Source organism: Polynucleobacter sp. MWH-P3-07-1, assembly GCF_018687555.1.
Taxonomy (GTDB): Bacteria; Pseudomonadota; Gammaproteobacteria; order Burkholderiales; family Burkholderiaceae; genus Polynucleobacter.
This window is the reverse complement of sequence record NZ_CP061296.1, coordinates 1,558,388-1,572,117: the sequence shown is the minus strand read 5'-3', so window position 1 is coordinate 1,572,117 and position 13,730 is coordinate 1,558,388. Positions and strand designations below refer to the sequence as shown.

The following is a 13,730-nucleotide window of genomic DNA, read 5'->3' as shown; positions in this document are numbered from 1 at the left end:
TAATTCACCCTATAATTACCGCTGGATGTATTGGCTAGATACCGCTTTTTGAGCATCCCAAGCAAGATTGTTCAATTTGCTGGGGACAATAAATAGAGAATAAGATGAATTTATTTGGAAAAGTCACTAAGGCTGCGCTAACACTTTTAGCGAGTTTGGGCATAACGCTTGCAAACGCTTCAGAAAACATGCCTGGCGGCCCAGCCGTAAATCAAATCAATTTTGCTGCACCTGCAACAAAAATCATGGAGCAAATTCATGGTTTGCATATCATGATGCTCATCATTTGTGCGGTCATTTTTATTGGCGTATTCGGAGTGATGTTTTACTCCATTCTTAAGCACCGTAAATCACTCGGTCACAAATCAGCCTCTTTCCATGAAAGCACAACTGTTGAAATTATCTGGACTGTAGTGCCATTATTAATTGTGATTGGTATGGCTTTGCCAGCTACCAAAACTGTTGTAGCAATGAAAGACACCACCAACTCTGATATCACTATCAAAGTCACTGGCTATCAGTGGAAATGGGGCTACGACTACATTAAAGGCGAAGGCGAAGGCATTAACTTCCTTTCCACGCTCTCAACTTCACGCGAAGCCATTAACAACTTGGCACCAAAATCAAATACCTATTTGATGGAAGTCGACAATGAAATGGTTGTGCCAGTCGGCAAAAAAATTCGCATGATCACTACTGCGAATGACGTCATTCACTCCTGGACTATTCCTGCTTTTGGCGTCAAGCAAGATGCGATTCCTGGCTTTGTGCGTGATACTTGGTTCCGGGCAGACAAGATCGGTACGTTCCGCGGTCAATGCTCCGAGCTCTGTGGTGCAGAGCACGCATTTATGCCTATCGTTGTAAAGGTAGTTTCCGCTGAGGATTACACCGCGTGGGTTGCTGAGAAACAAAAAGCCATGGCTGCAGGTGGTGAAGATCCATCCAAGGTGTATACCCTTGAAGAACAAAAAGCCCGCGGTGAAAAAGTATATGCAGCGAATTGCGCAGCATGCCATCAGCCTAACGGCAAAGGTGCAGGCTCTTTCCCAGCACTGGACGGTAGCAAAGTGGTTAACGGTCCTAAGGCATATCAGATTCAAATGGTGCTGAATGGCAAGAACGCGATGCCTAAGTGGGCCGGTGTACTTTCTGACGGCGATATCGCAGCTGTGATTACCTATGAGCGGAATGCCTGGAGCAACCACACTGGTGAAGTCATCCAAACTTCCGATGTAGCTGCTTTACACAAATAATTCATTTAAACAAATACCGATAAAACGAAACCGGAGTAAACATGAACACAGTTACTGGCTCTCTCGATCACGCACATGATCATGCGCATGATGATCACACGCCACATGGTTGGCGTCGCTGGTTGTTTGCTACTAACCACAAAGACATCGGCACGATGTACTTAATTTTTTCTTTCGTTAGCTTGTTGGCTGGCGGAACGATGGCTTTGGGTATTCGTTTGGAGTTGTTCCAGCCTGGCTTGCAATTCTTCCGCCCTGAGTTCTTCAATCAGTTAACCACCATGCACGGATTGGTGATGGTGTTCGGCGCTATCATGCCGGCCTTCGTTGGTTTTGCGAACTGGATGGTGCCTTTGCAAATTGGGGCATCTGATATGGCATTCGCTCGAATGAATAATTTCAGCTTCTGGATTCTGCCAGTTGCAGCCACTTTGCTATTGAGTTCTTTCTTGGCTCCTGGCGGCGCTCCCGCAGGCGGTTGGACTATCTACGCACCATTGACCTCGCAAATGGGTCCCGGTATGGATATGGCGATTTTTGCCCTCCACTTGCTGGGTGCTTCTTCCATCATGGGTTCAATCAACATCATTGTCACCATTTTGAATATGCGTGCTCCAGGGATGACGCTGATGAAGATGCCAATGTTCTGCTGGACTTGGTTGATTACTGCCTATTTGTTGATTGCGGTTATGCCTGTCTTAGCGGGCGCGATTACGATGGTCTTGACTGATCGTCACTTCGGCACTTCATTCTTCTCCGCAGTGGGCGGTGGTGACCCCATTATGTTCCAGCACATTTTCTGGTTCTTTGGTCACCCAGAGGTTTACATCATGATTCTTCCTGCTTTCGGAATCATTAGTGAAATCGTTCCAGCCTTCTCCAGAAAAACCTTGTTCGGTTACAGCTCGATGGTTTATGCAACTTCATCGATTGCGATCTTGTCCTTCATCGTATGGGCACACCACATGTTTGCAACGGGCATGCCAGTAACAGGCCAACTCTTCTTCATGTACGCCACGATGTTGATTGCCGTACCAACTGGCGTGAAGATTTTTAACTGGGTCGCAACCATGTGGAAGGGTTCGATGACCTTTGAAACTCCAATGTTGTGGGCCGTTGGCTTTATCTTTGTATTTACTATGGGCGGTTTCACTGGCTTAATATTGGCGATGGCGCCAATCGATATTGGCTTGCAAGATACCTATTATGTGGTTGCTCACTTCCACTATGTATTGGTCGCAGGTTCTTTATTTGCAATGTTCGCTGGTTTCTATTACTGGTGTCCAAAGTGGACCGGCATGATGGCTAATGAAACACGTGGCAAGATTCACTTCTGGGCTTCCATGATTTTCTTCAACATCACCTTCTTCCCAATGCACTTCTTAGGTTTAGCAGGTATGCCACGTCGTTACGCTGACTATCCAACCCAGTTTGCGGACTTCAATATGATTGCCTCAATTGGCGCGTTTGGTTTTGGTTTGTCCCAGGTTTACTTCCTTTTCTTCGTAGCATTGCCTGCTTATCGTGGCCATGGTCAAAAGGCCCCAATGAAGCCTTGGGATGGTGCAAAAGGCCTAGAGTGGACAGTTCCTTCCCCAGCGCCTCATCATACTTTTGAGACTCCTCCAAACGCTGAACAATTGCATGAAGCAGGAATTTAAATCTGCTCAACAACAAACCTCAGCTGCCAATAACCGGCGGTTGGGGTTTGTACTTTTAAGTATTGCTATTGTTTTCTTCATTGGCATCGTGCTTAAACATAGCCTCTTAAGTTAAACCTACGCTGCTCAATGTCCATCTCTCAAAATCTCAACCGCCAAATCTTGCTGAAGCTCTTAATCGCTTCCGTGTTGATGTTTGGTTTTGGGTATGCGCTAGTTCCCCTATACAAAGCATTATGCGAAGTAACAGGTATCAATGTGGTTACTAGCAAGAATGACTATGGTGTCAGAGCCTATAGCGCTAATAAAGTAGGCAACACTCAAGTGGATTACTCACGTAAAGTGACTGTTGAGTTTGACTCCAACAGCCGGGGGCCGTTTAGCTTTCACCCGATGAAGAATTATTTGGAAGTTCATCCAGGAGAGATGACTGAAATTGTGTATGAGGTCTCCAATAAATTAGATCGCGCAGTGCAAGCCCAAGCCATTCCCAGCTATGCACCAAAGATCGCCACAGAATTTTTTACCAAACTGGAATGTTTTTGTTTTCAACAGCAAACCTTAGCCGCTAACGAAACTAGAAAAATGCCAGTGGTATTTGTGATTGACTCTGGGTTACCAGACGATGTCAAAACCATTACTTTGTCATATACCTTCTTTGAGGTTGGTGTGCCTCCAGCAGCTCCCGGAGCGACGACACCAAAATCAAAGGCGACGATATGAAAAAGAGTAGCTTTTTGAAGTCCATGAAAGCAGTTTTATGGGCTTTTTTGGGGGTCCGCAAAAAAGCAGGCCTTCAAGATGATGTTGCTTCAATAAGTTTTGTTCACATTATCATTGCGGGTGTGCTTGGGGCTTTGGTTTTCATGGGCACCCTTTTGTTAATTGTGAGAGCAGTGGTATCCCATTAATAATTTTTTGATTGAATAGAGAGAATCAGATGTCATCCAATTCAACCCCTTATTATTTCGTTCCCGGCCTATCTAGACATCCGGTGATGGCTGCGATTGGCCTGATCGGTTTTGGCTTCGGCATGGTCGGATGGGTCAATCACGCAGCTTGGGGCGGCCCCTTGTCAATCGCTGGCATTGTGTGGGTTTTGTATGTGCTCTATAACTGGTTTGGCGATACGATTGCTGAGTCTAATGCCGGTAAAAATGGCGCGAATGTGGACGTCTCCTATCGTTGGTCGATGGCCTGGTTTATCTTCTCTGAAATCATGTTCTTCGGCGCTTTCTTTGCTGCGCTGTTCTATGCCAGAAATATCGCGATGCCTTGGATGGGCGATGTTGAAAGCAAGTTGATTTGGCCCAATTTCTCTGCAGTTTGGCCTAATGATGGCCCTGCTGGTTTGGTTGCTCCATTCGAAACGATGGGTCCTTGGCCAATTCCCACCATCAACACCCTATTATTGTTGAGTTCTGGTGTCACCATCACATTTGCGCACCACGCATTAGTGAAGAATCATATGAAGCAAGCCATTGTTGGCTTAGCAGCAACAGTAGGCCTCGGCTTTGTTTTCTTGTGCTTCCAAGCCTTTGAGTACTACCATGCCTATCATGAGCTCAATCTGAAATTGACCTCAGGTGTTTATGGCTCAACCTTTTTCATGCTGACGGGCTTCCATGGCTTCCACGTGTTCTTAGGCGGTACCATGTTGGCAATCGTATTGCGTCGCTTGATTCGTGGTGACTTTACCCCTGAGCACCATTTTGCCTTTGAAGGTGCCGCTTGGTACTGGCACTTTGTTGACGTTGTCTGGCTCGGTCTATACATCTGCGTTTACTGGATGTAAGTTAAATCAGAATCGGGGCTTTAAGCCCCGATTTGTTTTACCGCGTAATTGATTTCTTTAGTTGCCGCCAACGCGGATGCCGGTAGGCTGTATAAGTCCAAAGTAATACGCAAGCAAAATACCGATGAATAGCAGCAGTGATAACCCAATACGGAACATTAAGGAATACACCATTTTTGGGCTAGAGCCTTTACCTTTCATCATGTAATACAGGGCTGAGCCCAAGCTTCCAACGATCATTAGCAGTACGATGGGAATAATCCACTTCATTTCAACATCCTCAATTGAATATTTTTTCTAGCCTCGTTACTAAGCGCATAGTTGCTACTTTAGCAGCCTTAATCACGATCATCATTTGCAGCAGTGCAGGCTTTTGGCAGTTACGCAGAGCCAATGAAAAGATTATGCTCGCTGCCAACTTAGTCGCCAAGCAAGCCATGCCAGCGCTACAGGCGGGCGCGCAAGACTGGACTTTGGCTGAGACCAATCAGCGACGCATGGTTGCGCAAGGTATTTTTATTCTAGAGGAGGCAATTTGGCTGGATAACCGTCCACAGCCGGCCCCTAAAGACGGAGAGGCGGCTCAGGCTGGGTTTTATGTCTTGATGCCATTAAGGCTGGATAGTGGACGGATTCTTTGGATAAATCGGGGCTGGGCTCCCCGCAATGGTTTAGATCGACTCAAGCTTCCTTCTGTGGCTACACCTGGTAAACCTGTTTCAGTAGAGGGAGTCGTATTTGCTAATCCAGGCAGGGTCTATCAATTTGGGATTAGTAATTCTGATCAATCTATTCAACCCAGGATTCAACAAAATCTAGATCTTGAGCAGGAGGCCAAGAGCCATGGCTGGAGCCAAAGTCCTTTTATTTTGCGTGAGATCGAGCATGGGCAGGCAGATGGTTTGCTGAGACAATGGGCCCCACTGACAACAGGGGTAGATCGCCATTATGCTTATGCCTTTCAGTGGTTTGCTTTGGCAGTATGCGCATTCTTGTTTTGGTTGATTTCGGGTATCCGACAATACCGAAAGTTATCTGGGGGTATGAGTGAGTAAAGAAGAGCTATTAATTCCTTCTGCACAGTCAGACGGTGCAGCAATTGATGCGCGGACTCGTCGTGGGCGTCTACAAATGTTGCTCTTATTGCTTGCCTGTGCTGCACCAGTCATTGCATCCTATTTAGCGTATTACGTATTTAAGCCAGAGGGTGGTAAGACCAATTTCGGCACTTTAGTGCAGCCAGTGCAAGATACCAATCCGGCATGGTTTGATGTACCGCTTAGTGGAAAGTGGACTATGTTAATCGCACGCCCTGCCGCAGAGTGCACAGCGCAAAATGCATCCTGTGTTGAGGGCTTATATTTAATGCGACAGTTGCGAGTTGGTGTGGGTCGAGAAGGGGGTCGAGTGCAACTACTGTGGGTCAATACGGATGGTAAGCCAATTGATCCTGAGATTGCCAAAGCCTATGACCACGAGGTAGCGGGTTTTAGCGTGGTGAATTTACCTGCGGATCCGAAGCTCAGGGCGCAATTTAATGATTGGCTGAATGCGCAGGGCGCTGGTCAAGCCATTCAGTTGATTGATCCAAGTGCTCAAAAGATGATGTACTTCCCTGTAACGAATTCACCAAAAGAATTCGGTAGTATCAAAAAAGATTTAGAAAAATTACTGCGCTTAAACCATAAGGGCGAAAGTCAGTAATGCCCACTTTAGCTTTATTCTCTGAGCTTGCAGTGATTGCCCTCATCTTTGCTGGCATTCCTGTAGCTTATCTTTGGAAAAAGCCTGGCTATTCATTTTTTCAGAAGCTAAATTGGCTTTTGGTCTTTATGACGTTTGATTTAATTATTTTTGGTGCCTTCACTCGCTTAAGTGATTCTGGTTTAGGCTGTCCCGACTGGCCAGGGTGTTATGGAAGTTCTAATCCCTGGCATGCTCTCGGAGATATCCAGCTGGCTGAGGCCTCCATGCCATCAGGTCCAGTTACCCTGCTTAAAGCGTGGATTGAAATGATTCATCGCTATCTAGCGATGACGGTCGGTACTTTAATTATTGTTCAAGTGATCCTAGCCTGGACCAAACTGAAATCTTTTGGTAAGTGGCCCTTGATTGCTAGCCTAGGCTTATTGGTGCTGGTTTGTATTCAGGGTGCTTTTGGAGCATGGACCGTGACTCTTAAACTTCAGCCGATTATCGTGAGTACACATCTGATGCTGGCTCTATGTCTGCTCGCTTGTCTGACCCTGTATGCACAGCAGAATTGGTCAAGACCATCCTCAGTCGTTGTGCCTCTAAGACAGAAGCCACTCTCTGCATGGCTTGTGAGTCTGGCCCTCATTTTTCTAGCGATGCAAATTTTTTTAGGCGCGTGGGTCAGTACCAATTACGCAGTATTGGCTTGTCCAGATTTTCCGCTTTGCAATGGTGCATGGTGGCCTGATACTCAATGGCATGAAGGCTTTACGTTCTGGAGAGAATTGGGTAAGAATGCAATCGGGGATTACATTTCTCCTGAAGCATTACAAACCATTCATTGGGCGCACCGTTTGTTCGCTATGGTTGCGATTCTGGCTTTAGCTACATTGGGTCTGAGTGCACACAGTGTAAGCAAGACTGCTCAACCCGAGCTCTATCGACTAGGCAGCCTATTAATAGGCCTTTTATTGTTGCAACTGGTGACTGGAATTTCTAATGTCGTCTTTCAATGGCCTCTAATTGCTGCACTCCTGCACACTGCAGGCGCTGCTGGTTTGGTCTTTTGTTTGGTCAGACTGAGTGGCTGGGCTTCATGGAAAACAGCAATTCAGATTAAGATGCCAAAGCGATCATGAATACTCCACATACTCATTCTGTTGAACAGCTGCCTCGTTGGCGCCAATTTTGGGTGCTAACAAAGCCTCGCGTGACACAGTTGGCTGTCTTTTGTGCCGTGATTGGAATGTTCTTGGCTACACCGGGTATGGTCCCTACTCATATCTTGATTGGGGGTATCGTCGGCATTTGGTTATTAGCAGGTGCTGCATTTGCAATGAATTGTTTGATTGAGCAGGCGGTTGATGCCAAGATGAAGCGAACTGCTTGGCGCCCCTCCGCTACCGGCGAAATTGCTCCATTCCATATCGCCATCTTTTCGATTGTGCTGGGTGCGCTCGGCATGTTCGTTTTGTGGAATTTCACAAACCCATTAACCATGTGGCTCACTGTAGCTACTTTTGTAGGCTATGCAGTGATCTATACCTGGTTGCTTAAGCCTGCCACCCCTCAGAACATCGTGATCGGTGGCCTCTCAGGTGCGATGCCACCTGCTTTGGGTTGGGCTGCGGTAACGAATTCTGTGCCGGCTGAGGCCTGGCTATTGGTATTAATTATTTTTGTATGGACGCCCCCACACTTTTGGGCTTTGGCTCTATATCGTCGTGATGATTATGTGCAATCAGGCCTACCCATGCTACCCGTAACCCATGGTGAGCGTTTTACGCTGCTCAATATTTTGTTGTACACCTTGATATTGATTGCAGCTACCTTATTACCCTATATCTACGGCATGAGTGGTTTGGTGTATTTGATCTCAGCCCTCGTATTGGGATTGATTTTCTTAGCTTACGTAATTGCCTTATTTGTTTCTTATAGCGATGCCTTAGCAAAGAAAACGTTTCGTTTTTCGATCACCTATTTATCGCTTTTGTTTGCTGCCTTATTAATTGACCATTACTTTATTTAAGATGAAGCGCTTTTCTATCCGCTCCCTTGTAATGGCTTTGATCACTCTGGCCCTGTTGGCATGTAGCGCTAAGCCTGAGTTTAAGAATATTGACATTACCGGAGCCAGTGGCTTCGGTAATGATTTTAGTCTGCTTGATGTGGACGGCAAAACCAGAACCTTAGCGGACTTCAAAGGTAAAGTTGTCATCATGTTCTTTGGCTACACACAATGTCCTGATGTTTGTCCAACTACCTTAACCGAAATGCAACAAGCAATGATGCTACTCGGCCCTCAAGCGGATAAGGTGCAGGTATTGTTTGTGACCGTTGACCCTGAGCGTGATACGGCAGCGATTTTGCGGCAATATGTCCCGTCATTTGATCAGCGTTTTATGGGCTTACGTCCTGCTGACGATGCTGCTCTTGAAAAAGTCACTAAGGATTTTAAGATTTACTACAAGAAGGTGCCTGGCTTATCCCCAGGGTCTTACACAATCGATCACACTGCTGGAAGTTACGCCTTTGACCAGAATGGTCATCTACGTCTTTACATCAAGCACGCACAAGGTCCAGAGACCTTGGCGCATGACTTGAAAGAACTGCTGAAGTAAATAGTTGGGCTTAAGCGGCTTGCGCTTGGAGTAGCGCACGCATCTTTTTGAGAGCAGATGTTTCGATCTGTCTCACGCGCTCAGCAGAAATTCCATACTCTGCTGCAAGGTCATGTAGGGTTTTAGTACCATGACCATCGGCATCCATAGCCAACCAACGAGATTGCACAATATTGCGGCTGCGCTCGTCGAGGGACATTAATGCTTTATCTAATTGAGGGCCTTGAAGATTGTCTGTCTCTGCAGCTGCGAGCATGGCAGTGGGCTCTTGACTTGAATCTGCTAACCATTGAATTGGTGCATAAGCAGAGTCTTCATCACGATCATCGCCTTCTAAGGTAATGTCGCCACCGGCAAGTCGCATTTCCATTTCTTTTACGTCTTCACCGCTTACATCAAGTGCTTTTGCCAGAGCATCTACTTCACTGGGTTTGAGTGTCGCTAGAGTGGGCTTGTTGCTGCGTAAATTAAAAAACAGTTTGCGTTGTGCTTTGGTCGTTGCTACTTTGACTAAGCGCCAATTCTTGAGAATGTACTCATGAATCTCCGCTTTAATCCAATGAATTGCATAAGACACTAAGCGTGCTCCTTGGCTAGGATCGTAGCGTTTGACGGCCTTCATGAGACCCACATTGCCTTCTTGAATCAAGTCTGCATGTGGAATGCCGTAGCCTAAATATTGACGCGCAACCGACACCACTAAGCGAAGGTGGGAGAGCACTAAAGTTCTCGCAGCATCAACATTTTCAGTGCGACGAAACTCTTGCGCTAGATGCAATTCTTCCGCAGCACTTAGCATCGGCACGCGATTGACGTAAGCAATATAGGCATCTAAAGTGCCGACCCCAAGGGATGGCATGGTAGGAAAGGCCATAGCACCACCAGGCTGCGATGCCGCTAGGACGGCAGATGCAGCGCGAGTAGTTGGCTTGTAAGCTTTCTTTTCGACCATTTTTATTTGGTTATTTGAGTAGTTCAGTAGGCCTATTTTAGCACTCTTGTCAAGGGAGTGCTAATGTATTTTTATTTACGTAAGCTGATGATTTAATTGAATAATTCTGCTGAATATTGAGAGGCAGTAAAGGGGATTAGATCCTCAATTCCCTCGCCTTTGCCCAGCCCGAGAACTACTGGTTTGGAGCCGCTTTCAAAGGTGTGAGCAAGGGCGCAAATGACCCCGCCTTTGGCAGTTCCATCGAGTTTGCTAACAATCAGGCCGGTGAGCCCTAGAGCGTCATGAAAGGCCCTGACTTGATTTAAACCATTCTGACCAGTATTGCCATCCAAGATCAAGAGTGTGTGATGAGGCGCTCCTGGGAGGGCCTTAGCAATGACGCGTTTTACTTTCTTCAACTCTTCCATCAAATGGTCTTGTGTGGCTAGTCTACCCGCAGTGTCAATGATCAAGATATCGGTCTTGCGCGAGATTGCAGCATGAATAGCATCGTGCGCCACAGCCGCAGCATCGCCACTTTCTTGGGCAATGACATCGACCTGATTACGCTGTCCCCACTCCAAGAGTTGATTGCGGGCAGCTGCACGGAAGGTGTCGCCAGCAGCTAAGAGAATCGATTTGCCCTGTGACTGAAATTGTTTACAGAGCTTACCAATGGTGGTGGTTTTACCTGCGCCATTGACGCCAACAATCAGCCAGATTTCAGGATGATGATGGTTTTGATGCTCAAAGATTGGGTTAGGGTGAGCCTCCAATGGCTGTAATAGCTTAGTAAGCTCTTGAATCAATAATGCTTGTAGGGTTTCTGAGTCTTGGACTTTTTCTGATTTGGCGGCTTGACGTAAGCTGGCCATCAATTGCATACAGGTTGGCATGCCCACATCGCTCTGAATCAAGGACTCTTCCAGAGTATCAAACCAAGCTTCATCAATCCGGCTTGATTTAAAAAGCGATCCGAGGGTTTTACGTAGGCCGAGCATTATCGATACAATCCAAAACTTGCATCTTATCAATTTAATCTGAGAACAAGGCAAACCCAGATGCGGCACTATCTTCAGCTCCTATTCTTTGGATTCTTATTCACCAGCCCATTCGCATTGGGGGCCTCTCCCCAATCTTCCAATGACACTCATGAGTATTTTCTGAGCAATGGCCTGAAGTTGATTATTAGAGAGGATCATCGAGCTCCCACCGTGGCACACATGGTTTGGTATCGTGCGGGCTCCATGGATGAATTCAATGGCACAACCGGGGTTGCCCATGTCTTGGAGCACATGATGTTTAAGGGCACCGATAAGGTTAAGGCCGGAGAATTTTCTCGTCTAGTTGCTGCAGAGGGAGGGCGTGAAAACGCGTTTACTACCCGCGACTACACCGCTTTCTTTCAGCAAGTTGAAAAAACTAAGCTAAATAAAGTTATGGAATTAGAGGCTGATCGAATGGTCCATCTCAATTTTGATGATGCCGAATTTGCAAAAGAGATTCAGGTAGTCATGGAAGAGAGACGTCTGCGGACTGAAGATAATCCCGATAGCCTGTTAAATGAATCATTGATGGCGACTGCCTTCATGAGCTCCCCCTATCGTCATCCAGTAATCGGGTGGATGAATGATCTAATCAATATGAAGGCAAGCGATGCACGCCAGTGGTATCAATATTGGTATGCACCGAATAATGCAACCGTTGTGATCAGTGGAGATGTCGACCCTGAAAAGACCTACCGACTGGTAGAAAAATATTATGGCGGTATACAGGCTCATGCATTACCGGTTCGTAAACCCCAGATTGAGCCTGAGCAAAAAGGGGTGAAGCAGGTTCATGTCAAAGCGCCAGCAGATGGAGCTCAATTAGTGATGGTATGGAAGGTTCCGCGCTTACAGCCCGATGGCATTAATAATGACGAGCCTTATGCCTTAGAGTTATTGGCTGCAGTGCTGGATGGCTATGACAATGCTCGACTGAATCGCACATTAGTAAAGCAAGAGCGTCTAGCGGATAACGTTGATGCTCAATACGACATGATTTCTCGTGGACCAGCGCTGTTTATTGTGGGCGTAGATTTGGCAAAGGGGAAAACCGTTGCTCAGGCCGAGGCAGGAATTCGTAAGACGCTAGCAGAAGTTGCGGATAAGGGCGTATTGGATTCAGAGTTAAAGCGTATTCAAATCCGCTTGCTATCCAATCAAGTTTATAAAAGAGATTCGATTTTTGGCCAAGCCATGGAGATTGGTGGTTTCGAGATGGCAGGATTTTCCTGGAAAGATTTGGATACCGTCTTAGAGCGTATGCAAAAAATTACTCCAGCGCAAGTTCAGGCTGTTGCTAAAAAATACTTGGTTGACACTACCTTGACAATCGCAATTCTGGATCCCCAAGCACGTCAATCAACCAAGGCGGAGGCACAGAAATGAAAACTGATTTCAAGCCGCTGATTTTGAGTGCGCTTATGGCGCTAGCGTTGATCAGTAGTGTGCAGGCAGCCTTACCTATCGAACAATTAGATTCTTTCCATGGGGCCAAGGGATATTTGGTGCAGACCAAAACTTTGCCGATGCTGGATATTGAAATCAGTATCGATGCTGGAAGTCGGTATGACCCAAGCGCAAAAAGTGGTTTAGCTAGTCTGACTGGGGCCTTATTGAACAAGGGTATTCGATCATCAAAGGGTGCTCTAACAGAAGATCAGATTGCTGATCAAGTCGCCGATCTTGGTGCAGATCTCAGCGTGGGGGTGACAGGTGAGCGGGCTTTGATTCGGATTCGTTGCCTGAGTAGATCTGATATTCGGGATCGTGCAGTAGGGCTCGCGAGACAAATTTTAAGTAATCCAAGTTATGAGCCCGCAGTCCTCAATCGCGAGAAGCAGAGAATCAGTGCGGGCTTGCTAGAGGCAGAAACTAAACCTGATTTTGTTTTGGAACGACGTTTCAAAAAAGCAGTTTACGGAGATTACCCCTTAGGCAATGCCATGACAGTCAAAAGCATTGCGGCCTTGACTGCATCTGAATTGAAGCAATTTCACCAGCAGTTTTATCGAAGTGATCGCGTGATTGTGAGTATGGTTGGCGATATCAGCAGGGCTGAGGCTCAGGAAATGATGCAAACCCTTGTCAAAGATTTGCCTGCGACAGGATCGGCAATCCCTCCACTTCCAGAATTATTCCGCTCACCAATTGAAAGCACTGCAGACCGTGAGATACAAATTCCGTTTGATTCCCAGCAAGCCCATATCGCTATGGGTATGACGGCAATCGCGCGAAATAATCCTGACTACTTTCCCTTGATGGTAGGGAACTACGCTTTGGGCGGCGGTGGATTTGTTTCTCGCTTGATGAATGAAGTTCGTGAGAAGCGCGGACTTGCTTATAGCGCCTTTAGTTATTTTGCACCAGGTCAAGATAATGGTATTTTTCAGGCGGGCTTACAAACAAAAAACGATCAAGCCAGCATGGCTCTCGATGTGATGACAGAAACCATTGCGCAATTTATTGCAAAGGGTCCGACACAGTCTGAACTTGATGCCGCTAAAGCAAATTTAGCAAATGGATTTCCTTTGCGGATTGATAACAATCGTAAATTACTTGATAACGTGTCATCGATTGCTTGGAATGGCTTACCCCTAAATACCTTAGATACTTGGACTGAGCAAGTAAATGCCGTAACGAGGGATCAAATTGAAACTGCATTCCAAAAATATCTCGCGATGGATAGAATGAAAATTGTCGTTTTAGGCGCTAAGCAATAACG

Annotated in this window: 16 protein-coding genes; 13 read left to right on the top strand and 3 right to left on the bottom strand. The window is 46.4% G+C overall.

The genetic code is table 11. The annotated features are described in order from the left end of the window. Positions 1-104 precede the first annotated feature (104 nt). From coxB to ICU98_RS08120, 6 genes are read left to right on the top strand one after another with little or no spacing between them, the layout of a single operon-like run. Positions 105-1,256 (top strand): cytochrome c oxidase subunit II, encoded by a 1,152-nt coding sequence (gene coxB, locus ICU98_RS08145; RefSeq protein WP_215352036.1) that lies wholly within the window; start codon positions 105-107, stop codon positions 1,254-1,256. Positions 1,257-1,297: 41 nt separating this feature from the next. After that, positions 1,298-2,917 carry a cytochrome c oxidase subunit I gene (gene ctaD / locus ICU98_RS08140; protein ID WP_215352035.1) on the top strand — a complete coding sequence of 540 codons (1,620 nt, stop codon included), beginning with the start codon at positions 1,298-1,300 and terminating at the stop codon, positions 2,915-2,917. Continuing rightward, positions 2,901-3,032 carry a cytochrome oxidase small assembly protein gene (locus ICU98_RS08985; RefSeq protein ID WP_215336415.1) on the top strand — a complete coding sequence of 44 codons (132 nt, stop codon included), beginning with the start codon at positions 2,901-2,903 and terminating at the stop codon, positions 3,030-3,032. Before ctaD ends, ICU98_RS08985 begins: the two co-directional genes overlap by 17 nt. Positions 3,033-3,046: 14 nt before the next feature. Then, entirely contained in the window at positions 3,047-3,640 is a 594-nt protein-coding gene (locus ICU98_RS08130) for a cytochrome c oxidase assembly protein (RefSeq protein ID WP_215352034.1), read from the top strand. Next, positions 3,637-3,828 (top strand): DUF2970 domain-containing protein, encoded by a 192-nt coding sequence (locus tag ICU98_RS08125; protein ID WP_215336411.1) that lies wholly within the window; start codon positions 3,637-3,639, stop codon positions 3,826-3,828. The genes ICU98_RS08130 and ICU98_RS08125 overlap by 4 nt, the downstream gene beginning before the upstream one ends. 29 nt (positions 3,829-3,857) lie before the next feature. Continuing rightward, positions 3,858-4,712, top strand: a complete 855-nt coding sequence (locus ICU98_RS08120; RefSeq protein ID WP_215352033.1) for a cytochrome c oxidase subunit 3 — start codon at positions 3,858-3,860, stop codon at positions 4,710-4,712. Between the two features lie 57 nt (positions 4,713-4,769). On the opposite strand, the gene ICU98_RS08115 is transcribed toward ICU98_RS08120, so the two are convergent. Continuing rightward, entirely contained in the window at positions 4,770-4,982 is a 213-nt protein-coding gene (locus tag ICU98_RS08115) for a twin transmembrane helix small protein (protein WP_215352032.1), read from the bottom strand. Positions 4,983-4,996: 14 nt separating this feature from the next. Between ICU98_RS08115 and ICU98_RS08110 the strand changes: the two genes are divergently transcribed. From ICU98_RS08110 to ICU98_RS08090, 5 genes are read left to right on the top strand one after another with little or no spacing between them, the layout of a single operon-like run. Next, positions 4,997-5,767 (top strand): SURF1 family protein, encoded by a 771-nt coding sequence (locus tag ICU98_RS08110; RefSeq protein ID WP_251365337.1) that lies wholly within the window; start codon positions 4,997-4,999, stop codon positions 5,765-5,767. After that, the gene (locus ICU98_RS08105; protein ID WP_215352031.1) at positions 5,760-6,416 is read left to right on the top strand and encodes a hypothetical protein; all 657 of its coding nucleotides are present in this window, start codon (positions 5,760-5,762) and stop codon (positions 6,414-6,416) included. Before ICU98_RS08110 ends, ICU98_RS08105 begins: the two co-directional genes overlap by 8 nt. Beyond that, positions 6,416-7,546 (top strand): heme A synthase, encoded by a 1,131-nt coding sequence (locus ICU98_RS08100; protein WP_215352030.1) that lies wholly within the window; start codon positions 6,416-6,418, stop codon positions 7,544-7,546. Before ICU98_RS08105 ends, ICU98_RS08100 begins: the two co-directional genes overlap by 1 nt. Next, positions 7,543-8,436 (top strand): heme o synthase, encoded by an 894-nt coding sequence (cyoE, locus tag ICU98_RS08095; protein WP_215352029.1) that lies wholly within the window; start codon positions 7,543-7,545, stop codon positions 8,434-8,436. Before ICU98_RS08100 ends, cyoE begins: the two co-directional genes overlap by 4 nt. Before the next feature lies 1 nt (position 8,437). Beyond that, on the top strand, positions 8,438-9,028 hold the full coding sequence (locus tag ICU98_RS08090; protein ID WP_215352028.1) for an SCO family protein: 591 nt from the start codon (positions 8,438-8,440) through the stop codon (positions 9,026-9,028). 10 nt (positions 9,029-9,038) lie between these two features. On the opposite strand, the gene rpoH is transcribed toward ICU98_RS08090, so the two are convergent. Both rpoH and ftsY read right to left on the bottom strand, forming a co-directional pair. Further along, positions 9,039-9,980 (bottom strand): RNA polymerase sigma factor RpoH, encoded by a 942-nt coding sequence (rpoH, locus tag ICU98_RS08085; RefSeq protein ID WP_215352027.1) that lies wholly within the window; start codon positions 9,978-9,980, stop codon positions 9,039-9,041. A 92-nt stretch (positions 9,981-10,072) separates the two neighbouring features. Further along, on the bottom strand, positions 10,073-10,963 hold the full coding sequence (gene ftsY / locus ICU98_RS08080) for a signal recognition particle-docking protein FtsY (RefSeq protein ID WP_215352026.1): 891 nt from the start codon (positions 10,961-10,963) through the stop codon (positions 10,073-10,075). A 60-nt stretch (positions 10,964-11,023) separates the two neighbouring features. Here ftsY and ICU98_RS08075 point away from each other — a divergent pair, with 60 nt between their 5' ends. Both ICU98_RS08075 and ICU98_RS08070 read left to right on the top strand, forming a co-directional pair. After that, entirely contained in the window at positions 11,024-12,394 is a 1,371-nt protein-coding gene (locus ICU98_RS08075) for a pitrilysin family protein (protein ID WP_215352025.1), read from the top strand. Further along, positions 12,391-13,728, top strand: a complete 1,338-nt coding sequence (locus tag ICU98_RS08070) for a pitrilysin family protein (RefSeq protein ID WP_215352023.1) — start codon at positions 12,391-12,393, stop codon at positions 13,726-13,728. Before ICU98_RS08075 ends, ICU98_RS08070 begins: the two co-directional genes overlap by 4 nt. The last annotated feature ends 2 nt before the right edge of the window (positions 13,729-13,730 follow it).